The following is a 22,381-nucleotide window of genomic DNA, read 5'->3' as shown; positions in this document are numbered from 1 at the left end:
AAGTTATTCAACCTCCAGCATTTTCTTATATCTTGGGGCAACGCGGTCGCGCCTTAAATGTTCGGCGAGAACGATTGCTTTGATTCTTTCGCATGCAAGTTCGATATTGTCATTTTCGACAACATAGTCATAGGCGTCCATCAATTCGATTTCTTCCTTCGCCGCGTTCATCCGGTTTTCAATCAGGGCTTCTGTTTCCGTCCCTCTTGTCACGATCCGGTTTTTCAGCTCGGAAAGGCTCGGCGGCGCCAAAAAGATAAACAAGCCTTCAGGAAAAGCCTTCCTGACCTGAAGCGCACCCTGCACCTCGATTTCAAGAAAAACATCCTTTCCGTCCTCTAAGGTCTGTTCAACGTAATCGACCGGCGTTCCGTAATAGTTGCCGACATATTCGGCCCATTCGAGCAGCTTGTTATTCTCGATCATGTTTTCAAACTCTTCACGTGTTTTAAAAAAGTAATCGATGCCGTCTCTCTCGCCTTGCCTCGGCTTTCTGGTCGTCACCGAAATCGAATATTCAAATTTCGTGTCCTCCTGAGCAAACAGCGCCTGTCTGACTGTTCCTTTTCCGACGCCTGAAGGGCCGGAGAGAACGATTAATAATCCTCTTTCTTTCATATAGCTCCTATCCCTGCCCTTCATCCATAATTTCTTCTTTAACGGAAAGCCTTTGTGCTACTGTCTCAGGCTGGACGGCAGATAAGATGATATGGTCACTATCCATTATAACAACCGCACGGGTTCTTCTTCCATATGTAGCATCTATAAGCATGCCGCGGTCTCTCGCGTCCTGGATCATCCGTTTGATCGGCGCGGACTCCGGACTCACAATCGAGATGAGCCGATTCGCGGATATGATATTTCCAAAGCCGATATTAATCAGTTTAATCGTCATCTTATACGTTCCCCCTGTACTTGGACGTCTCTAGTTTAACCTGTTGAGATCGTCCGTAAACAATACGCACAATCGCTATTCTATATTTTGCACTTGTTCTTTTATTTTTTCAATAGAGCTTTTCATTTCGACCACATGTTTTGTGATTTGGTGATCATTTGCTTTTGAGCCGATCGTGTTGGCTTCGCGGTTGAGCTCCTGAACGAGAAAATCGAGTTTTCGCCCTGCCGCGCCGCCCGTCTCGCAAATATCGCGGAACTGGCGGAAATGGCTTTTCAGCCTTGTCACTTCTTCCGTGATGTCGGAACGGTCAGCAAACAAGGCCACTTCAGTCAGCAGGCGGCTCTCATCGAGACGGTCTGTCGACCATTCTTCAAGCCGCGCCTCAAGGCGCTCCCGATAATGGTCGACAACCCGGGGAGCGAGCTTTGCGATGTCGTCTGTCAGCTTTTCAAGCTTAGCAATGTGCAAAAGACAATCTTCTTTAAGCCTCAGCCCTTCTGCTTCGCGCATGGTGCACAATTCAAGAACAGCCGCCTCAACCGCTTCAAGCAGCACCTGTTCAAGCTGTTCATTGTGAACGGGCTCCTCTTCGATTTGGATGACGTGTTCAAACTGAAAGGCGTCATGTAGCGTAACCTCGCCTGAAAGCCGGCAGCGGTCTTTCATTTCGCCTGCGGCTTTCAGGTACTCATCAAGCAGCGGCCAGTCAACCTGGATTTTCCGGCTGACCAAAGCCTCGTCATCAACCGAAACGAACAGCTCCAGCCTTCCTCTTTGTATATGTTTAAAAATCGTTTGCTTTATTTTGTCTTCTAAATAGAGCAAAGTTCTTGGCATGCGGGCGTTCACTTCTTTAAACCGATAGTTGACAGATTTCAGCTCAACAGCTGCTGTCAGCCCATTCTTCGTTTTGCTCGCACTGCCGAAACCGGTCATACTGCGTATCATAAAACACACCCAATTCTGTATAAGTGAAAAAGACTTCAATTTAAATTTACGCAAGATGAAAAGGCAATAGAAACCTCTATTACCTTTAAGATTATATCATACAAGCCTATTTTTTTCTTGTCAAAAGTGACCCGGCAAGCAAAAAAGTTGGAATGGCCGACATGCCGATAATCAAAAGCCAGTCTGCCATTAAAATTGGAACAGTGTGGAAGATCGGCTGAAGCGGCGGATAATAAATCACAACCAGCAGCAATAAAACGGAAGACAGCACAGCACCGAGCAAATACAGGTTCTCAAACGGATTTCGGTCAAAAATGGACCGCTCACTCCGACAGTCAAACACATGAATCAGCTGGGCAAGCACAAGTGTTGCAAAAGCGACAGTTTGAGCGTATTCAAGCGCTTGCGGATTGCGGTTGTAAATAAACATGAACGCTCCAAGCGTTGCAGTCCCGATTAAAAACCCGCGCGAGACAACTTTCCAGCCGAGCCCCCTCGCAAACACGCCCTCTTTCGGGTTCCGCGGTTTTCTCTGCATGACATCGCCCTCAGGCTGATCCATTCCAAGTGCCATGGCAGGAAGCCCGTCTGTCACAAGGTTGACCCAGAGAATTTGAATCGGCACCAGCGGCAGCGGCAGGGCCAGCAGCATCGCAAACAGCATGACAAGAATTTCTCCTACATTGGATGCGAGCAGATATCTGATGAACTTTCTGATATTTTCATAGATGTTCCGTCCTTCCTTGATCGCCGCTTTGATTGTAGCAAAGTTATCATCTAAGAGAATCAGTGACGAAGCTTCTTTGGCGACATCTGTCCCGGTGATCCCCATGGCGACCCCGATATCGGCCTGCTTGATGGCCGGCGCATCATTGACGCCGTCTCCCGTCATGGCGACGATATGGCCTTTTTCCTGATAAGCGGTAACGATTTTCAGCTTGTGTTCGGGGGATACTCTCGCAAACACGTAGACATCGTCAACGATATCAGTCAGCTCTTCCTGTGAGAGCTCGTTCAGCATCTGCCCGTCCATGACTTTTCCGCTTTTCGGCAAGAGGCTCAGGTCTTTGGCGATCGCGGTCGCTGTCGTTACATGATCTCCGGTGATCATCACGGTTTTGATGCCCGCTTCCCGGCATTCTTTGATGGCTTTTTTCACTTCCGGCCGCGGCGGATCAATCATACCTAAAAGGCCGATAAATGTTAAACCGGATTCCGCTTTTTCAAGCGCAAGGGTCTCTGTTTCCTTTATCGGTTTATAAGCGACAGCGATGGTCCTCAGGGCCTGTGAGGCGAGCCGCTCCAGTGCTGCGCTTGTTTCGGCATGCCTTTCTTTTGTAAACGCCTCTCGTTTCCCCTCTTTCAGCGTGTGTGATGACCTTTTCATCAAGACATCAGGGGCGCCCTTTGTAACGACAAACCGCTTGCCGCTTCTGTCTTCAACAATGACCGACATCATTTTCCGCGAGGAATCAAACGGATACTCTTCGATCACTTTAAAATGTTCGTCAACATACCGATCTGTAAAACCCGCTTTTTTGGCCGCCGTCAGCAAGGCGCCCTCTGTCGGATCTCCGTCCAAGCGGAATTCGCCGTCTTCTTCGATGATTGAAGATGAATTGCATAGCGCACCGAACAGCAGCACCTGCTGCAGCGATTTGTGATTTTTGATTTGAATGCCGCGCCCGTTTATGCTGAAAGAGCCTTCAGGATCATACCCGATGCCTGACACGTTCCACGTATTTCCCCCAGACCAGACATGTGTGACCGTCATTTTGTTTTGCGTCATCGTCCCCGTTTTATCAGAACAAATAATGGAGGCACACCCTAGCGTCTCGACAGCAGGCAGCTTTCTGACGATCGATTTCTGCTTGATCATCCGCTGTACGCCGAGGGACAGGGCGACCGTGACGATCGCAGGCAGCCCTTCAGGTATAGCGGCGACGGCGAGTGAAACACCGGCTAAAAACATACTGTACAGGTCATGACCTTGGACCACTCCTGCCACGACAACAAGAAGCGTTAGCAGAAGGGCGGCCACAATCAGAATCTTGCCGAGCTCTTCCAGCCTTCTTTGCAGCGGAGTCGCTGTGTTTCCGGCCGATTCAAGCATATCGGCGATTTTCCCCATCGCTGAGTTCATTCCAGTGCCTATCACAACACCGGTGCCGCTTCCCCTTGTGACAAGGGTTCCCATAAAGGCCATATTCGTTAAATCGCCCAAAGAAACGTCGGAAGCCTGAAACACGTCCGAATGTTTCGATACAGGAAGCGATTCACCGGTAAGTGCCGATTCTTCAATTTCAAGGCTTTTCGTCTCGACGAGCCTGAGATCGGCGCCGATTCTGTCGCCGCTTGAAAAGCGCACCACATCGCCCGGCACAAGCTCTTTTGAAGGGACTTTAACCCAGCTTCCCTCCCGAAGAACGGTCACTTGAGGGGCAGAAAGCTCCTTCAGTGCCTCAAGGGATCTTTCCGCCCGCCTTTCCTGAAAAAACCCGAGAATACCATTCACAAAGATGATCGCAATGATGGCGATCGCATCAATATATTCTCCTAGAAAACCCGAAATCAGTGTCGCCGCCAGCAGCACAAGAACCATAAAATCTTTAAATTGAGAAAAAAACAATGCGAGCGCCGAGGTTTTTTCCCCTTCTTGAAGTTCGTTTGCCCCGTGTCTTTCAAGCCGCTTTTCGGCCTCTGTTTCTGTCAAACCTTTGTTAATGGACGTTTTTGTTATGTTTAACAATTCGGTTTGTCCCATCTCGTGCCATTTCATTGAATCGTCCACTCCTCCTGCCCTTAAAGCTTTCTGAGAACCCCGTCTCTTATAAGTCAATTTATTCAGACTCGTCCCAAATCATGCTATAATTATTGAATGGTCATTTGACGTTAGAGGAATAATGAGAAAAGGGTGTTTTGAATATGTCTTTCGACGGCATTTTTACATATGGAATGATAGAAGAATTAAACAAAACGATTCAGGGCGGGCGGATTGCAAAGATCCACCAGCCGTTTAAGCACGAGCTTGTTTTCCACATCAGGGCGAACGGGCGGAATGTTAAATTGCTGCTCTCCGCCCATCCAAGCTATGCACGGGTTCACCTCACAAACGAAACATATGATAATCCGAGCACTCCGCCGATGTTTTGCATGCTGCTTCGCAAGCATCTGGAAGGCGGATTTATCGAACACATTGAACAAATCGGAATGGACAGAATGATGGTTTTTCACATTCGAAGCCGCAATGAAATCGGCGATACGCTCATCAGAAAGCTTTTCGTTGAGATTATGGGAAGACACAGCAACATTGTCTTGACTGACGGGGAAAAAGACGTGATTATTGACAGTTTGAAACACCTTTCTCCTTCCGTGAACAGCTACCGGACCGTCCTTCCCGGCTACGATTACATTCTGCCTCCCGCACAGAACAAAATTTCACCGCTTGAGGCTGAACAAGAGGACATTCTCCGCCACCTGAATTTTCAGGAAGGAAAATTGGACAGACAGATTGTTGATACCTTTTCCGGCGTCTCTCCTCTGTTTGCAAAAGAAGCCCTGCACCGCGCAGGGCTCGCCAACAGGGCGACGCTTCCGAATGGGCTGATGGAGATGTTTGCTGCTGTCAAACAGCGGCGTTTTGCCCCTCAGCTTGTGTCACAAGGCGGAAAAGAATATTTTTATCTGCTTGATTTGACCCATTTAAAAGGCGATAAACGAATGTTTGAGACGCTGAGCGGACTCCTGGACCGCTTTTATTTCGGCAAAGCGGAACGGGATCGCGTTAAACAGCAGGCCCATGATTTAGAACGGTTCGTCATCAATGAAAAGAAAAAGAACGAAAATAAAATCAAGAAGCTTGAAAAAACGCTGGCACATTCTGAACATGCAAAAGAGTATCAGCTTTACGGAGAGCTTTTGACAGCGAACCTCTACCAGCTGAAAAAAGGCGATAAATCGGCGAAAGTGATCAACTATTATGATGAAAACGGCGGAGAGATCACCATTCCGCTCAATCCGAACAAAACGCCGTCAGAAAACGCACAAAGCTATTTTACAAAATATCAGAAGGCTAAAAATTCCGTGAAAGTCGTTCAAGAGCAGATCAGACTGGCTGAAGAGGAAATTGCTTATTTCGATCAGCTGATTCAGCAGCTGTCATCAGCCTCGCCAAAGGATTTAAATGAAATTCGCGAAGAGCTTGCCGAAGGAAAATATTTACGCGCCAAACAGCCGCAGGGCCAGAAAAAGCCAAAAAAACAGGCGCCTTCCCTTGAAACATATGAATCTTCGACTGGAGAAACGATTCTGGTCGGAAAAAACAACAAGCAAAATGAGTATTTAACGATGAAGCATGCCGCCCGCGACGACATCTGGCTTCATACGAAAGATATTCCCGGTTCACATGTCGTCATTAAAACGAGTGAGCCTGATGAGAAAACCATTCTTGAAGCGGCTCAGATCGCAGCCTACTACAGCAAAGCCAAAAATTCAGCATCAGTGCCTGTTGACTATACAAAAATACGCTATGTCAAAAAGCCGAATGGCGCAAAACCGGGGTTTGTCACCTATGACCGCCAGCAAACCGTGTTTGTGACTCCTGATGAAGACCTTGTCATCAAGCTGAAAAAATCGCGCTAAATACAAAAAAGGCCTGAACCATCAATGGTTCGGGCCTCTTCTTTTGTTGAAAAGCTCTCCGATTTCACGGACAAGCTGATCATCGACCAGCTCTTCGATCTGTCCGGCCAGTTCGATCGTGTGGCGCGGACTTGCTCCGTTTGTCGAGACAGAGATTGTAATGTTTCCTTTATTTATGATTTTTGGAACGTATACATTGCCGCGTTCCGCTTCACTTGCAACATTCACTAGCTGATGATCTGAGACTGATTGGGCAATCCGCTTGTTCACTTCAGGATCATCGGTTGCGAGAATGATCAGAAACGCTCCTTTGAAATCGGCTGGCTCCGCTTTCTTTTTCTTCCAATGTACACGGTATGTCTCAATCAATTCAAGCATTTCAGCAGATGCTTCAGGGCTGATCACGGTAACGGCTGCACCTTCACTGATGACCGTTTGCAGCCGTCTTGCCGCAATCCGCCCTCCCCCGGCAATGGCCACCCTTTTTCCGCTTATATTAATGTGCAGAGGCAGCATCGGATACTCCTTTGAAATCAAAGCGGCTGTCTTTATTTAAAACGGCCTCTTCAACGCGGTTTAAAAAGGCTTGTTGAATATGGGGGTGAAAGCCGAGATATTCAGTGAGCACAACATCAGGATTGGTTTCTTTCAGTTTTTCGACTTCTCTTTCGATCTCATTCATCAGCATTCCGGTAAACAGCAGATACGGAACGATGAAAGTCGTTTTTCCGCGGGCCTCCTCAAGCTCTGCAAAAACATCCCGGTAATACGGCTTGCAAGCTGTCATAAAACAGGGAATGACCGTTTCAACTGGAGCGAGCTCTTTAAGGCGGACACATATTTCATTGACATCCCGCTTGACATCGGGATCTGAACTTCCTCTTCCGATCAACACGACCCTTGCATTTTCATAAGGTGTTCCCGTTTCTTCAATCCGCGTTAAAACGGCTTTGACAACTTCCTGGTCGACCCCGATCGGTTTACCGTACGTGACGCGGATGGAAGGATACCGGGAAGAAACATCGGCGAGCTCCTCGGGGATGTCTTTTTTGGCATGCGCGGCGGTCAAAAGCAGAAGCGGAACGGCCGCAATATGTGTCGCTCCCTTTTCCGCGCATGTTTTAAAGCCCGTTTCGATATCCGGCGCTGCCAGTTCCAAAAAAGAGACTTCCTGAATCGGTTCGGACATGTTTCCTTTGCAGCCTTCCAGAAAAGCGGCCGCCTCTTTTTGGGCTTTTTTCAGACGGCTGCCGTGGCCGATATACAATATAGCTTGTTTCATCCTATAACGCCTCGCTTAATGCCGTATTTTTCAGCTCGGTTTCAAACCAGTTTAATTTCGAGCGGAAATGAACCACATCGCCGATGACAATCAGGCTCGGATTCGTAATATTCTCATTTTCGACGGTTTCAGCCAGCGTTTCTACCGTGCAAAGCACCGTTTTTTGCTTTTCGGTCGTGCCCCAATGAATGAAAGCGGCAGGAGTTGACCGGTCTCTGCCATTGTCAATTAACAGCCTTTCGATTTGGTGAATGTTTTTCATCCCCATATAAATCACAAGGGTATCAATCCCTGTGGCGAGCGCTTTCCATTTCTCTTCAAATTCTTCTTCTTTTTTGTAATGGCCTGTCACGAAAGCGACGTTTGAGCTTGCCTCCCGATGAGTCACGGGAATGCCGGCATATGCGGCTGCGGCTATCCCAGAGGTGATCCCGGGAATGATTTCAAAAGAAATCCCGTTCTCAGCAAGGGTTTCTGCTTCCTCTCCGCCCCTGCCGAATACGAAAGGGTCTCCCCCTTTCAGCCTGACAACGGTTTTCCCCTTCTTCGCATACTTGACGAGAAAATGGTTGATCGTCTCCTGCTTCATCATGTGGTAGTCTGGAAGCTTTCCGCAGTAAATCAAATCTGCTTCCGCTTTGGCATGCTGTAAAATCTGTTTATTCACAAGCCTGTCATACAAAATGACGTCGGCTTTTTGGATGGCTTTTAAAGCTTTGATCGTCAGTAAATCGGGGTCTCCTGGACCTGCCCCAACGATATATACTTTCCCCATCTTAGATCTCCCCCCGATCTGATCAGCATCTTCCTCAACTCATTATAAATCATAAAGAAAGCGTTTGGCGCCCGAAAATATCACAAAAACCAAACGTTTTCTTTATGAAATAGGAAAGTGCATCAGCTGCACTTTCCTATTGATCGCGCTTTTTATTTTCCGAATGATTTTGCATGTGTTTTCACGTATTCGACGAGCTGGTTTTTGCATGCGTTTCGGTCGTTTTGACTCGTATCAAGCACAAGCTCCGGTGCTTCGGGTTCTTCATAAGGCGAATCGATTCCGGTGAAAAATGGAATCTCCCCGTTTCTCGCTTTTTTGTATAAGCCTTTCGGATCCCGCTGTTCGCACGTTTCTAAGTCGCAATTGACATAGACTTCATGAAACTCATCTTCCTCAACCAGCTGCCTGATGACATCGCGGTCTTCTTTAAAAGGAGAAATAAATGCCGTAATGACGATGGTGCCTTGTTCGACAAACAGTTTTGCGACCTCGCCGATCCGGCGGATATTTTCTTTTCTGTCCTCGTCAGAAAATCCGAGGTCTTTGTTCAACCCGTGCCTGACATTATCGCCGTCAAGCACTGTCACCTGGTATCCTTCTTCAAACAACTCGCGGGCAGCGGCATTGGCGATCGTAGATTTTCCAGAACCGCTTAGGCCCGTCAGCCAAATGATCGAGCTTTTATGTTTATTTTTTGCATGATATTCATGCTTAGTAATGGATGCTTCATGCCAGACGATATCTTTATTCACCAAAGCTGCTCCTCCTTAAGAAACTCCGGCTGCTAAGCCTTTGATTAATGTTTGAATGACTTCCGGGCGGCTGAATGTGCTCGGCGGAAATTCGCCGTTTCTCAGCATTCCCCTTACCTTTGTGCCTGATAAAATAACATGGTGTTCTTTATCGTGCGGGCATGTTTTCGCCGTTGCCATTGATCCGCAGATATTGCAGTAAAAGCTGTGTTCAAACTTGAGCGGGGTAATGCCGATCTCTTCAGGTTTGAATTGATCAAACAGCTCCTGTGCTTCATATGTTCCATAGTAATCGCCGACTCCTGCATGGTCTCTTCCGACGATAAAGTGTGTGCAGCCGTAATTTTTTCTGACGAGGGCATGGAAGATCGCCTCTTTCGGACCAGCATAGCGCATGGCCGCCGGGAAAACGCCGAGGAAGACACGGTCTTTCGGGTAATACCCGTCAAGCAGCACCTGATAGCTTTCCATGCGGACGTCTGCCGGGATATCATCTGATTTCGTTTCTCCGACCAGCGGATTGAGGAAAAGACCGTCAACCGTTTCGAGCGCCGTCTTTTGAATGTATTCGTGTGCTCTGTGAACCGGGTTTCTCGTTTGGAATCCGACAATCGTTTTCCAGCCCAGCTCAGCAAATTTTTGTCTCGTTGCCGCAGGTTCAAACGTGTGCGCTGGAAATTGCTTTTCGCTCCGTTTAATGAGGGTGATCGGGCCGCCGACATAGACGTCTCCCCGTTCAAATAATTTTTTGACGCCCGGATGCTCAAGTTCGTCAGTTTTATAGATTCGTACGGCTTCCGTTTTCTTATCCGGTGTATAGATATCTTCGATGTCAATGACGCCGTATGTTTCTCCGTTGTAAGTGAGGCGGACGGTATCGCCTGTTTTTAATTGAACCGCTTTTTGTTCATCTACCGGAAGAGTGATCGGGAGCGTCCATACCTCACCGCCGGCCAGTCTCATATTCTCTACTACTGAGAGATAGTCTTTCTCTGTCAGAAAGCCTTGAATCGGGCTGTATGCTCCGATTCCGATCAGTTCCAAATCGGCAAAAGCGATCAGATCAAGCTCAATTTCCTGTGCAATATGTTGATAATCGTATGTTTCATTTACGCGGTTGACCAATACACCGCCATGTGGTGCTAAACTCATAAGACTTTTTCCTCCTGCTCGATGTTTAAATTCCTCCGCCCTGTTCATGGACAGAGCTGTGTTCTTTTCTTACCGCCCTCATCAGGCTGATCGTTCCGACAGATGCCAAAAGAACGCTCGTGACGACGATGAGAGCGTAATAGTCTCCTTTTAATAAAAGGCTGACCAGCATGTACGATAGGCTTAACGAAAGGAACGGCGATACGATCCACACTTTCAGCATCGTTTTGACCACCTGTTTATGAAAAACATTGCCGCCGTTTTTTGCCATCCCCATTCCTATAATAGAAGATGAAGTTACTTGCGCAAGCGGAACAGGGAGGCCGAAAATTGAGCTGATCATCACAAGCCCCGCTCCTGTTCCCGACAGAAGGATCCCCTCTCCTTTTGAGAATCTCGTAATCTTTTTGCCGTTCGTTTCAAGAACGCGCCGCCCCAATAAAAGGGCGCCGAGCGCGACAAACAGTCCGCCGTACAGCGTTCCTTCTCCGACTGTCAAAACATGCGCCGCCACCAAAGGACCCACAGCATTTGCCACATTGTTCATACCCGCTGAGAAGGCCTCGAAAAATCCGGTCATTAAAAGAAGAACCGTCAAAACCTTTGCTTTTTTTCCTGAGGCTGGACGTTTTATCGTTTTTTTGATGACCTTCGCCATAAAAAATGTAAAAGAAAAAGCAACGATCGGAACAATCACCCAAAATGAGACGATAACAAGCAAAGATTTGACAAACAAAACTTGGTATGCGACACCGACTCCGACGACAGATCCGACTGTCACTTCACTTGTCGAAAGTGGAATGCCGAGAACATTTGCGATAAAAAGCGACAACGCGGCTGAGCCGATGATAATGCAGACGATTTCAAGCGTAATCACCCGTTCTGGAATGATGCCTGAGCTGATCGTTTTCACGACATTTCCTCCGCCGATGACGGCTCCCGAGAGAACGCCGGCCGCACAGATCAAGAGCGCGTGGAGCTTTTTTTTCACCGCTTCCGATCCGTAGGCGATGCCCATAGAAGCCGCTGCACCGCTCGCTCCGATGTTCACCGCAAAAAACATGCTAAATATAATGGCGGCAAGTTCCATGACTCATCTCCTTACTCGTGTAGTCCGCATTCTGTTTTATTTGATCCGTTCCAGCGTCCGGAACGAAGATCTTCCATCGTAAAGGCCGGAGAGGTGCACGGCGCACAGCCGATGCTCGGATATCCTTGGTCGTGAAGCGGATTGTACGGCAGGTCGTGTTTTGTCACATATCTCCATATATCCTTCCACGTCCAATGGATGAGCGGACAAACTTTAATGGACTTGAATTTTTCGTCTTTATTTAAGAAGTTCGTATTTCTGCGTCCTTCGGATTGCTCGCGGCGCAGGCCTGACAGCCATGCCGGATAACCTGAAAGCGTCTCCCGGAGAGGAATGACCTTCCTCATTTCACAGCAGGAATTCGGAGCGGTCTTCCAAAGTTCGTCTCCGTATTCCCACGCTTGCTGTTCGACGGTGAGCTCCGGCTTTTTCATGATAATCTGAAGGCCCGGATATCGTTCTTTGACAGCGTTGATCGTTTCATACGTTTCTTTAAAATGAAGCCCTGTATCAAGAAAAACGATGACGGCATCTTTTTTTACTTTGTAAATCAAATCGATCAGGACGATCCCTTCAATCCCGAAACTGCATGCATATACGAGCTGGTCTCCGTAATGGCCGTACGCCCATTTCAGAACGGAAAGCGCTCCTTTGTATAAGTCATCCTCTTGAAAAGAGATGTTCGGTTCCTCCCATGTACTGTAAGTAAAAATTTTCGGTTCCCCCTTTTTTCGCCAACAAAAAAGACGGCTTCCAACAGAAAAAAACTGTGAAAACCGCCTCTAGTTTGTCTAGTCAGCTATTTCAATCTTATTTTTTCATTTTTTTCGATTTGAATGACTTTGCCGTCTTGAACAACGAATGTGATAGATCCGTAATTCATGTCTTTCAGCATGTCTTTCATTGTGATGATCACTTTTTCGAGCTGCTCATCTGTTTTCACTTCTAGCTCCTCCTCTGCCCCGTAAAAATTAAAATCTTTCTTCCAAATTTGAAAGAAAGATGAGGAACTTCTGATATTCCTTATCTCTCAAAATGAGGGCATTTTGCTGGAAGTAGCACCTTACGTTATACGCAGGTTGCCGGGTTTCATCGGGCCAGTCCCTCCACCACTCTTGATAAGTTTGCTTTTGTTATTTTAAAATTTTAGCACAATTCGAATAAAAGTCAACCCGACTTTTTTTATAGGATTAATAAAAAATAAAAATGATGCTATTTTACTAGTATCCAGCCTGAAAAAAGACGCAAAAAAGCCGCTCCCCTTTAAAGGGAACACGGCTTTTATCACTTTTTCATCCAAGTTTTGGACTCGGGATTGACTTTCCATTCTTTCAGCTTGTCGGCATCCGCTTCACTAATATAGCCGCCGGCAAGAGCGGCTTCTGTCAAGGTGTCATAGTCAGTCAGTGTATCATAGTCGACATTTGCTTCACTGAAAGCGCTAGCTGCTTGGGGGAGGCCGTATGTGAAAATGGCGGTGACGCCCAGCACATCACATCCGGCCGCTTTTAACGCGGCTGCGGCTTCAAGAACGCTTCCGCCGGTTGAAATTAAATCTTCAATCACAACGACTTTCTGCCCTGCTTTGACTGCCCCTTCAATTTGGTTTCCTTTTCCGTGCGCCTTCGGCTTGCTTCTGACATAGCACATCGGCAGACGGAGTCTGTCAGCGGCGAGTGCGGCATGCGGAATACCCGCGGTCGCCGTACCGGCGATCATGTCCGCTTCCGGAAACTTGTCTTTTATCAGTTCGGCCAGACCTGAAGCGATGTCATCCCTCACTTCTGGATATGAAAGTGTCAGACGATTGTCGCAGTAGATCGGCGATAAGATGCCGCTCGCCCATGTAAACGGCTCATTCGGCCGCAGGAAAACCGCCTTGATCTTTAGTAGATGGTTTGCTATATCTGTTTTCATGCCTTCGTTCCCTCCCACTGAAGTGCTATTTTCTGATAGGCTGATACAGGGTCTTCAGCTTGTGTGATCGAACGGCCGACGACGATCGCTGAAACGCCATTTTCCCTTGCATAAGACGGCGTCGCCACTCTGACCTGATCATTGTTTTTGTCCTCCTCTAAGCGAATTCCCGGTGTGACGGTCAGAAAAGTAGGCGCCACAGCCTGATAGATGTGTTCGGCTTCATGAGCGGAACAGACAACACCGTCAAGTCCGCTTTCTTCCGCCAGTCTGCTGTAGTGAAGAACGGTGTCATTCAGCGGCGTTTCTATCAGCAGTTCATGTTTAAGCATGTCTTGCGACGTACTTGTCAGCTGTGTCACCGCGATTAAGGACGGCCGCTTTTGTCCTGCTGCTGTTCCTGCTTCAAGACCTTCCAGCGCTGCTTCCATCATTTGCTTCCCTCCAGCTGCGTGGACGTTGACTAAATTGACACCAAATCCCGCCAGCCTTTTCATTGCTTTATATACGGTCGTCGGAATGTCATGGCATTTTAAATCCAAGAAAATACGGCAGTCCCTCATGTTGAGTTCTTCAAGGACGGAAGGGCCTTCTTGATAAAAAAGCTCCATCCCCACCTTCACAAACAGTTTTTCTCCTTGAAAACGATCTAAAAATGCCAATGATTCCTGTGCTGATGCAAAATCAAGCGCGATGATGGGCGGCGTATGTTTCATCCTTCCAGCTCCTTCCGATACACTCGTTCAAAGATTTGTATCCGTATTTTTCTAAAACGCGCGGCAGATCTTTAATGATCTCCGGGCAGGCAAACGGGTTGACGAAGTTGGCCGTGCCGACGGCGACAGCGCTTGCTCCAGCCAGCAAAAATTCGAGTGCATCTTCAGCAGACTGAACGCCGCCCATGCCGATAATCGGAATGCTGACTTTCTGGCTGACTTCATATACCATCCGGATCGCCACCGGTTTTACGGCAGGGCCTGATAATCCTCCGGTTTTATTGGCCAAGATCGGTTTTCCCGTTTTTAAATCCAGCCTCATGCCGACCAAAGTGTTAATCATTGTCAAGCCGTCCGCTCCCGCTTCTTCAATCGCAAGAGCGATTTCGGCAATGTCGGCGACATTCGGCGACAGCTTCACATAGACGGGCACACTCGAAACCTCTTTAACCGCCTTCGTCAGCTCACTCGCCATTTCGGGACTCGTCCCGAAGGCGATTCCTCCGGTTTTTACGTTCGGGCAGGAAATATTGAGCTCAAGTGCGTGAACGTTCGGAGCCTTGCTGATTTCTTCGGCAACCTCCACATAATCCTCAAGCTGCGAGCCGGCGACATTGGCTATAATCGGCGTGTCGAATTGTTCAAGCCATGGCAGCTCTCTCTCCATGACAGCCTGAAGACCCGGATTTTGCAGGCCGATCGCATTGAGCATGCCTGCCTGCGTCTCAGCGACTCTCGGTGTCGGATTTCCGAAGCGTGGCTCGCTCGTCGTCGCTTTAATCATGATTGCGCCAAGACAGGAAAGGTCGTAAAAGTTGGCAAACTCTTTTCCGAAGCCAAAGCAGCCTGAGGCCGGCATGATCGGATTTTTCAATTTAAGGCCTGGCAAATTCACTTCTAGCATTACAAAAGCACCTCCTGCGCTTTAAAAACAGGGCCGTCGAGACAAACTTTCACATACGATGTTTCACTTTGCTCCGTATGGCATACACAGGCAAAACAGGCGCCGATTCCGCAGCCCATCCGCTCTTCCATTGAAAGATAAACGTCTTTGTCCGGATAGCGATGTTTCAAAGCTTTCAACATCGGCGTCGGTCCGCAGGCAAGAAGGTAGTCAAACTGAAGCCCCTCGACTTCGATGACGTCCGTAACAAACCCTTTTGATCCGTGTGTGCCGTCGGCAGTCGCGATATACACTTGTCCGTACTCACTGAATTCCCGCTCATAAAAGACATCTTTTGCCGAAGCAAATCCCAGCACGTGGATAACGCTGATCCCTTTCTTTGTCAGCTGTTTAGAAAGCTCGTAAAGGGGCGGCACACCGATGCCTCCTCCGACAAGCAATGCCGTTTTTCCGGGGTCGAGCGAATCGGCCGGAAATCCGTTTCCGAGCGGGCCAAGGACATCGACCTGATCACCTTTTTGTTTTGAAGAAAGAAGGCTTGTTCCTTCCCCTTCCTTGCGATAGATCATCGTGATCTCCTGCTTGGCCTTGTCAACATTTGCGATGCTGATCGGCCTTCTCAACAGCGGGGTCACAGAATCTGAGACTTTTAAGTGAAGGAACTGGCCGGGGGTGCTGCACGCGTCGGCAAGCTCTCCCCCAAGCACCATTTGATAAATGTCGTCGGCTATACACTCGTTTGAACGAACCGTCATATATTCTTTTTTCATCTGACAATAGCCGCCTCTTGCTCGATCTTGGCCGCAGGCATATGATCTGCGCGGAAGCTCATGCTTTCAAGCACCCGCAAAATCGCTTCGGCGGTATCGAGGGATGTCAGGCAGGCCACTCCGTTTTCAACAGATTCACGTCTGATTCTGAAGCCGTCTCTTGCCGGCTGCTTTCCTTTTGTGAGCGTGTTGACGACGAACTGTGCTTCTCCGTTTCGGATGACGTCAAGCAGATTTGTGCCTTCTTCACCGATTTTACCGACGGTTTTAACCGGGACGGATGCTTCCCGCAAATAGCCGGCCGTTCCTTCTGTAGCCAAAATCTTGTAGCCGATGGCATGGAACCGTTTGGCGATCAAAAGCCCTTCCTCTTTATCTTTATCAGCAACGGTCAGAAGCACTGACCCGTAATTCGGAATCTGGATGCCTGATGCAATCAGTCCTTTGTAAAGCGCCTTTTCCAATGTGCTGTCTTTGCCCATGACTTCTCCGGTCGATTTCATTTCCGGTCCGAGAGTAATATCTACTCTTCTCAGCTTCGCGAACGAGAAGACCGGCACTTTGACATATACGCCTTCCTGTTCTTTTTGCAAGCCTTCTGTATAGCCCATGTCACCCAGCTTCCGGCCAAGAATGACTTTAGTCGCGAGATTCGCCATCGGAATTCCTGTGATTTTGCTGAGGAACGGCACCGTGCGGCTCGATCTCGGATTCACTTCAAGGACGTAAACTTCATCTTTTGATAAAACAAATTGAATGTTGAGCAGTCCGATAATGTTTAAGCCTTTCGCAAGTTCAATCGTGTATTGTTCAATCTTTCTCTTAATTTCATCTGAAAGAGATTGCGGCGGGTACACGGCAATCGAGTCTCCCGAATGGACGCCGGCGCGTTCGATATGTTCCATAATGCCCGGAATGACGACCGTTTCACCGTCAGAGATCGCATCCACTTCGATTTCTTTTCCGATCAAATATTTATCGATTAATACAGGGTGCTGCGGATTAATCTTTACCGCGTTCTCCATGTAATGAAGAAGCTCTGCTTCATGGTAAACGATCTCCATCGCCCGTCCCCCGAGAACATACGATGGGCGGACAAGGACCGGATACCCGATATGAGCGGCGATTTCAACGGCGCCTTCTACAGATGTAGCGGTTTTTCCGAGCGGCTGCGGTACGTTCAGCGTTTCAAGCGCCTGTTCGAACTTGTCGCGGTCTTCTGCACGATCCAAATCTTCAAGCGACGTTCCAAGGATTTCAACTCCCCGCTCCGCCAGTTCATCGGCGAGGTTGATCGCTGTCTGCCCGCCAAACTGGACGACGACACCTTTCGGCTGCTCTAAATCGATGATATGCATGACATCTTCAACAGTGAGCGGCTCAAAATAAAGCTTGTCAGAAATGCTGAAGTCTGTTGAAACCGTCTCAGGGTTGTTGTTGATAATGATCGCTTCATAGCCGGCTTCTTTAATGGCCCAGACCGAATGAACGGTCGCATAGTCAAATTCGACTCCCTGGCCGATCCGGATCGGCCCTGAACCAAGAACGATGACGCTGTTTTTCTCCGTTCTGACTGATTCGTTTTCTTCTTCATACGTACTGTAGAAATACGGTGTTTCCGATTCAAATTCGGCCGCGCATGTATCGACCATTTTATAAACAGGCGTGATGCCGGCTTCTTTTCTTTTCTCATACAGTTTCTTTTCAGGCATCTCCCAGAAAAGACTGATGAAGCGGTCTGAAAAACCAAGTTCTTTCGCTTCTTTTAAGAGGCCGAGGTCGCCGCGCCCGGCTTTCAGCTTCTCTTCAAAGCGAATGATCCCCTCCAGCTTGTGCAGGAAAAACAGGTCAATCGCTGAAAATTCGTGGAGATCGTTGACTGTGTAGCCTCTTCTGAACGCTTCGGCCAAGTAAAAGAGTCGTTCGTCTCCCGCTTTTTTAATCCGTTTTTCGAGCACTTCATTCGTAATCTTAGCCGTATCTTTCAGCTCAAGGTGGTAGACATCCGCTTCAAGAGAACGGACCGCTTTAAGGAGTGATTCCTCCCACGTTCTTCCGATCGCCATCACCTCGCCCGTCGCTTTCATCTGTGTGCCGAGCTTACGGTTGGCCGATTCAAACTTGTCAAACGGCCAGCGCGGAATTTTTGAGACGACATAGTCGAGTGCAGGTTCAAAAGATGCGTACGTTTTTCCTGTAACAGGATTCATCATTTCGTCAAGAGACAGTCCGACGGCGATTTTGGCCGCCAGCTTTGCGATCGGATAGCCCGTCGCTTTTGAAGCAAGCGCTGATGAACGGCTGACCCGCGGGTTGACCTCGATGATGTAGTATTGAAAACTGTCCGGATCAAGCGCCAGCTGCACATTGCATCCGCCTTCGATTTCAAGCGCGCGGATGATTTTCAAGGACACATTGCGAAGCATTTGGTATTCGCGGTCGCTTAACGTCTGGCTCGGCGCGACAACGATGCTGTCCCCGGTATGAATCCCGACCGGATCGATGTTTTCCATATTGCAGACGACGATCGCGTGGTCGCTCGAGTCTCTCATGACTTCATACTCGATTTCTTTGTAGCCGGCGATGCTCTTTTCGAGCAGGCATTGATGAACCGGGCTCATTTTCAAGCCGTTCTCAACGATTTCCTTCAGCTCGTCCTCGTTTGAGCAGATGCCTCCGCCTGTTCCGCCAAGCGTGTATGCCGGTCTAACGATGACGGGAAAACCGATGCGCTCGACAAACTCGTGCGCTTCATCGAGCGAGTGGATGATCTCGCTCTCCGGAACAGGCTCATTCAGTTCATTCATCAAGCTTCTGAATAAATCGCGGTCCTCCGCTTTTTGGATCGCTGACAGTTTCGTGCCGAGCACTTCGACGCCGCACTCAGCCAAGATTCCGTGCTCTGACAGTTCGACCGCCAAGTTGAGGCCCGTCTGTCCGCCCAATGTCGGCAAAATCGCGTCCGGTCGTTCTTTGCGGATGATCCGTGTTAAGAATTCGAGCGTCAGCGGTTCGATATAAACACGGTCGGCCATTTCCGTATCCGTCATGATCGTTGCCGGATTTGAGTTGACGAGAATGACTTCATAGCCTTCTTCTTTTAAAGCGAGGCAGGCTTGGGTGCCCGCATAATCAAATTCCGCCGCCTGGCCGATAATAATCGGCCCTGATCCGATCACCATAATCTTTTTGATATCTACGCGTTTAGGCATACCGCTTCCCCTTCTTTCTCTGTGGTTTCAATCATGTCTAAAAATTGATCAAATAAATGGTTTGCATCTTCAGGACCCGGTGAAGCTTCCGGATGGTACTGAACCGTGAACGCCGGTTCGTGTTTATGCTTGAGCCCTTCGATTGTGTCGTCGTTAATCGCCACATGCGTCACCTCAAGCGGCGTGTTTTCAACAGATGATACCGTGTAGCCGTGGTTTTGCGCCGTTATTGATACTCTTCCGGTTTCAAGCTCTTTGACCGGGTGGTTGGAGCCGCGGTGGCCGAATTTCATTTTCGCTGTCTTTGCTCCGCAGGCGAGTGCAAACAGCTGGTGGCCGAGGCAGATGCCGAATAAAGGAACCTTGCCGAGAATGTTTTGAATCATTTCAATCGCTTCCGGTACGTCTGTTGGATCTCCAGGTCCGTTTGACAGCATCACGCCGTCAGGCTTGAGCTGCATCACTTCTTCTGCCGTTGTATTGTGGGGAACGACGATCACATCGCACTTGCGTTTGTTCAGTTCCCTTAAGATGCCGTGTTTCATTCCGAAATCTACGAGTACGATCCGTTTCCCTCTTCCAGGGCTCGGGTATGCCGTCTTTGTTGAAACTTGGCTGACCTGGTCGGTCGGAAGGCTTGTTTCTTTCAGCTTTTGAATCAAAGCGTCCGCATCTTCGTCAGGGCCGGCAAATACTCCTTTCAGCGTACCCGCCGTTCTGATCATCCTCGTCAGCTTTCTCGTGTCAATCCCTGAGAGCCCCGGGATATTCTTCATTTTCAAATATTCATCAAGCGTATAAGCTGAACGCCAGTTTGACGGAAGTTGACATAACTCTTTTACAATAAACCCTTTGACATAAGGTGTGATCGATTCAAAATCGTCTCTGTTGATACCGTAGTTTCCGATCAATGGGTACGTTAGGGTGACGATCTGTCCGCAGTACGACGGATCTGAAAGGATTTCCTGGTAGCCTGTCATCCCTGTGTTAAAAACGACTTCTCCCATGCTGTTTTCCAGACTGCCGAATGCTTCCCCTTCAAATATCGTGCCGTTTTCTAATACAAGACGTCTTTTCATTTTACAAGTCTCCCCTCTTGGTAAACGAGTTTTCCCTTCGCCATTGTCATGGCCGGCCAGCCAAAGCAGCTGATGCCGTCAAACGGTGTATTTTTTCCTTTAGAAAGAAAGGTGTTTTTATCAATTTTGTTTTCTCGTTCAAGATCAATCAGCGTGATATCAGCTGACCGCCCTGCTTCAAGTTTCCCATAAGGCAGTCCGAACGCTTCACAAGGCTTGATTGTCATATAATCAAGCAGCTGTTTCAAAGTCCATGAGCCATTTTTGACAAAGTGCGTGTAAAGAAGAGGAAAAGCCGTTTCCAAACCGACGATGCCAAATGGCGCAAGGCTCATCGACTGCTGTTTTTCCGCTTCTGTATGCGGCGCATGGTCTGTTGCGATGAAATCAATCGTACCGTCAAGCAAACCTTCCAGAAGCGCTTCTCTGTCTTCTGTGCTTCTGAGCGGCGGATTCATTTTGTAATTTGTATCAAGACCGGGGATGTCGCTGTCAGAAAGCAGCAAATGATGCGGTGTCACCTCTGCTGTCACACGGATTCCCGCTTTTTTGGCGTCACGGACGACTCTGACTGATTCCTTCGTGCTGATATGACAGACGTGGTAATGGCAGTCTGCCGCTTCCGCCAGCAGGACGTCCCTTGCAATATGAACCGCTTCACATACGGAAGGAATGGCGTTTAAGCCGTGAGTTTTCGCAAATGCTCCGTCATGGACGCTCCCGCCGTAGATCAGTGTATTGTCTTCACAATGGGCAACAATTGCTTGATTTAAAGAGGCCGCTTTTTTCATCGCCTCGAACATCATTCCCGCGCTCTGAATGCCGACGCCGTCATCGGTAAAGGCGAATGCACCGGCTTCTTTCAGTCCATCGAAATCAGTCATTTCTTCGCCGATCTGTCTGATGGTAATCGAGGCGTAAGGAAGAACTCTTACAGACGCCGTTTCTTCAATGCGGTTCATCAGCCATTCCATTTGTTCTTTCGTATCTGGCACAGGACGTGTATTCGGCATCGCGGCGACCGTTGTAAATCCGCCTCTTGCCGCAGCTTTTGCACCTGTTTCAATCGTCTCTTTTTTCTCTCCGCCCGGCTCTCTGAAGTGGACATGAAGATCGACAAACCCCGGGGAAACAAAAAGTCCCTCTGCATCAATAACCGTTTCCCCTGGTACAGCCTCAAGGCTGCCGATTTCGCTTATGGCTTCTCCGTCAATCCGGATGTCGCGCTGTACATTTTCGCCGTATTCATCCAACATGATTCCGTTTTTAATTAAATAAGACATAAGCTTGATCTCCCCTTTTTTCATTTTCGCCTTCTTCAAGCGCTCTTTTTAAAACCGCCATTCTGATATAAACACCGTTTTCCATCTGTTTAAAAATCCTTGACCGGGAGGATTCCACCAGTGTGCTGTCAATCTCAACACCGCGGTTGACCGGTGCCGGATGCATAATGACTGCATGCTTTTTCATCCGTTCCGCCCGCTCCAGCGACAATCCGAATGTTTGCAGATAATCGCGGTCTGCCGTTTTCCTCGTATGACGCTCATGCTGAATCCGAAGCAGCATGACGACATCTGAGTTTGCCACCGCTTCATCTGCCGATACATATGTCCCGTACGCATTATCCTCATCCCGCCATTCGTCAGGCCCGGAAAAAAGGACAGTCGCGCCGAGTCTTGTCAATACTTCGGCATTTGATCTGGCCACTCGGCTGTGTTTGATATCGCCGTGGATCGATACGGTCAGTCCGTCAAATCTGTTAAATTCCTCGTGAATCGTCATTAAGTCGAGCAAAGATTGTGTTGGATGCTGGCCGCAGCCGTCTCCGGCATTGATCACCGGAATGCCGACATGTCCAACCAATTCCTCATAGTAGTGATCCTGGGAGTGTCTGATCACACACACATCAGCGCCGATGGATTCAAGCGTCCGCACCGTATCGTACAAAGTCTCTCCTTTTTGGACGCTTGTGGAAACACCGTCCAGATTTAAAATATTCATACCGAGTTTTTTCTCTGCGACTTCAAAGCTGAAGTGCGTCCTTGTACTCGGTTCAAAAAACAGATTGGCAGCAAACTTCCCGGAGAGGACGGAATCAGGCTTTCCTTTCTTCAGCTCTCTCGCCTCTTCAATCAGCCCGTAAATCTCCTCAAGACTAAGCTCGTTCATTGCAGTCAGATGTTTCATTTTTCTCCCCCTCTGCTTTTATCGATCTTTTTTGCAAAAAAACCCCAAACCATGG

General features: G+C 48.4%; 21 protein-coding genes and 1 riboswitch. Of the genes, 1 reads left to right on the top strand and 20 read right to left on the bottom strand.

The window, feature by feature from the left end:
* Positions 1-3 precede the first annotated feature (3 nt).
* The 4 genes from gmk to RBH91_RS09335 form a co-directional block, all read right to left on the bottom strand.
* The gene (gene gmk, locus RBH91_RS09350) at positions 4-618 is read right to left on the bottom strand and encodes a guanylate kinase (protein ID WP_076760922.1); all 615 of its coding nucleotides are present in this window, start codon (positions 616-618) and stop codon (positions 4-6) included.
* A gap of 7 nt (positions 619-625) precedes the next feature.
* A complete protein-coding gene (remA, locus tag RBH91_RS09345; RefSeq protein WP_003181657.1) occupies positions 626-895 on the bottom strand; it encodes an extracellular matrix/biofilm regulator RemA in 270 nt (89 codons plus the stop codon).
* Positions 896-970: 75 nt separating this feature from the next.
* On the bottom strand, positions 971-1,846 hold the full coding sequence (locus RBH91_RS09340; RefSeq protein WP_307894342.1) for a YicC/YloC family endoribonuclease: 876 nt from the start codon (positions 1,844-1,846) through the stop codon (positions 971-973).
* A 106-nt stretch (positions 1,847-1,952) separates the two neighbouring features.
* Entirely contained in the window at positions 1,953-4,625 is a 2,673-nt protein-coding gene (locus RBH91_RS09335; RefSeq protein ID WP_307894340.1) for a calcium-translocating P-type ATPase, SERCA-type, read from the bottom strand.
* Positions 4,626-4,771: 146 nt separating this feature from the next.
* On the opposite strand from RBH91_RS09335, the gene RBH91_RS09330 reads away from it, so the two are divergent.
* Complete coding sequence (locus tag RBH91_RS09330) at positions 4,772-6,487, top strand: Rqc2 family fibronectin-binding protein (protein WP_307894338.1); 1,716 nt, start codon at positions 4,772-4,774, stop codon at positions 6,485-6,487.
* 21 nt (positions 6,488-6,508) lie between these two features.
* Here the strand turns inward: RBH91_RS09330 and RBH91_RS09325 are convergent, their stop codons facing one another.
* The 16 genes from RBH91_RS09325 to RBH91_RS09250 all read right to left on the bottom strand — a co-directional run bounded on the left by RBH91_RS09325 (position 6,509) and on the right by RBH91_RS09250 (position 22,326).
* Positions 6,509-7,003: an NAD(P)-dependent oxidoreductase gene (locus RBH91_RS09325; RefSeq protein ID WP_307894336.1), complete on the bottom strand. Its 495-nt coding sequence runs from the start codon at positions 7,001-7,003 to the stop codon at positions 6,509-6,511.
* Positions 6,984-7,769, bottom strand: a complete 786-nt coding sequence (locus RBH91_RS09320; protein WP_307894335.1) for a sirohydrochlorin chelatase — start codon at positions 7,767-7,769, stop codon at positions 6,984-6,986. The genes RBH91_RS09325 and RBH91_RS09320 overlap by 20 nt, the downstream gene beginning before the upstream one ends.
* A 1-nt stretch (position 7,770) precedes the next feature.
* Complete coding sequence (gene cobA / locus RBH91_RS09315) at positions 7,771-8,544, bottom strand: uroporphyrinogen-III C-methyltransferase (protein ID WP_307894334.1); 774 nt, start codon at positions 8,542-8,544, stop codon at positions 7,771-7,773.
* A gap of 152 nt (positions 8,545-8,696) precedes the next feature.
* Positions 8,697-9,302 carry an adenylyl-sulfate kinase gene (gene cysC / locus RBH91_RS09310; protein WP_307894333.1) on the bottom strand — a complete coding sequence of 202 codons (606 nt, stop codon included), beginning with the start codon at positions 9,300-9,302 and terminating at the stop codon, positions 8,697-8,699.
* Between the two features lie 12 nt (positions 9,303-9,314).
* Complete coding sequence (gene sat, locus RBH91_RS09305) at positions 9,315-10,451, bottom strand: sulfate adenylyltransferase (RefSeq protein WP_307894331.1); 1,137 nt, start codon at positions 10,449-10,451, stop codon at positions 9,315-9,317.
* Positions 10,452-10,476: 25 nt separating this feature from the next.
* The gene (locus RBH91_RS09300) at positions 10,477-11,541 is read right to left on the bottom strand and encodes a sulfate permease (RefSeq protein ID WP_307894330.1); all 1,065 of its coding nucleotides are present in this window, start codon (positions 11,539-11,541) and stop codon (positions 10,477-10,479) included.
* An 11-nt stretch (positions 11,542-11,552) separates the two neighbouring features.
* Positions 11,553-12,254, bottom strand: coding sequence for a phosphoadenylyl-sulfate reductase (locus RBH91_RS09295; RefSeq protein ID WP_307894705.1), 702 nt, complete (start codon positions 12,252-12,254; stop codon positions 11,553-11,555).
* Positions 12,255-12,340: 86 nt separating this feature from the next.
* The gene (locus RBH91_RS09290) at positions 12,341-12,457 is read right to left on the bottom strand and encodes a YezD family protein (RefSeq protein WP_395948150.1); all 117 of its coding nucleotides are present in this window, start codon (positions 12,455-12,457) and stop codon (positions 12,341-12,343) included.
* Between the two features lie 104 nt (positions 12,458-12,561).
* A riboswitch (SAM riboswitch) is annotated at positions 12,562-12,666 on the bottom strand.
* Positions 12,667-12,825: 159 nt separating this feature from the next.
* Positions 12,826-13,458, bottom strand: a complete 633-nt coding sequence (pyrE, locus tag RBH91_RS09285; protein ID WP_307894328.1) for an orotate phosphoribosyltransferase — start codon at positions 13,456-13,458, stop codon at positions 12,826-12,828.
* On the bottom strand, positions 13,455-14,174 hold the full coding sequence (gene pyrF / locus RBH91_RS09280; RefSeq protein WP_307894327.1) for an orotidine-5'-phosphate decarboxylase: 720 nt from the start codon (positions 14,172-14,174) through the stop codon (positions 13,455-13,457). The genes pyrE and pyrF overlap by 4 nt, the downstream gene beginning before the upstream one ends.
* Complete coding sequence (locus RBH91_RS09275; RefSeq protein WP_307894325.1) at positions 14,143-15,078, bottom strand: dihydroorotate dehydrogenase; 936 nt, start codon at positions 15,076-15,078, stop codon at positions 14,143-14,145. The genes pyrF and RBH91_RS09275 overlap by 32 nt, the downstream gene beginning before the upstream one ends.
* A complete protein-coding gene (locus RBH91_RS09270) occupies positions 15,078-15,848 on the bottom strand; it encodes a dihydroorotate dehydrogenase electron transfer subunit (RefSeq protein ID WP_307894324.1) in 771 nt (256 codons plus the stop codon). Before RBH91_RS09270 ends, RBH91_RS09275 begins: the two co-directional genes overlap by 1 nt.
* Positions 15,845-19,060: a carbamoyl-phosphate synthase large subunit gene (gene carB / locus RBH91_RS09265; protein WP_307894322.1), complete on the bottom strand. Its 3,216-nt coding sequence runs from the start codon at positions 19,058-19,060 to the stop codon at positions 15,845-15,847. The genes RBH91_RS09270 and carB overlap by 4 nt, the downstream gene beginning before the upstream one ends.
* Positions 19,045-20,139, bottom strand: coding sequence for a carbamoyl phosphate synthase small subunit (locus tag RBH91_RS09260; protein WP_307894321.1), 1,095 nt, complete (start codon positions 20,137-20,139; stop codon positions 19,045-19,047). The genes carB and RBH91_RS09260 overlap by 16 nt, the downstream gene beginning before the upstream one ends.
* Positions 20,136-21,422 (bottom strand): dihydroorotase, encoded by a 1,287-nt coding sequence (locus RBH91_RS09255; RefSeq protein WP_307894320.1) that lies wholly within the window; start codon positions 21,420-21,422, stop codon positions 20,136-20,138. The genes RBH91_RS09260 and RBH91_RS09255 overlap by 4 nt, the downstream gene beginning before the upstream one ends.
* Positions 21,406-22,326: an aspartate carbamoyltransferase catalytic subunit gene (locus RBH91_RS09250; RefSeq protein WP_076760451.1), complete on the bottom strand. Its 921-nt coding sequence runs from the start codon at positions 22,324-22,326 to the stop codon at positions 21,406-21,408. Before RBH91_RS09250 ends, RBH91_RS09255 begins: the two co-directional genes overlap by 17 nt.
* Between the last annotated feature and the right edge of the window lie 55 nt (positions 22,327-22,381).

The organism is Bacillus swezeyi (assembly GCF_030908325.1).
Taxonomy (GTDB): Bacteria; Bacillota; Bacilli; order Bacillales; family Bacillaceae; genus Bacillus; species Bacillus swezeyi.
This window is presented reverse-complemented; position numbering and strand designations above follow the sequence as displayed.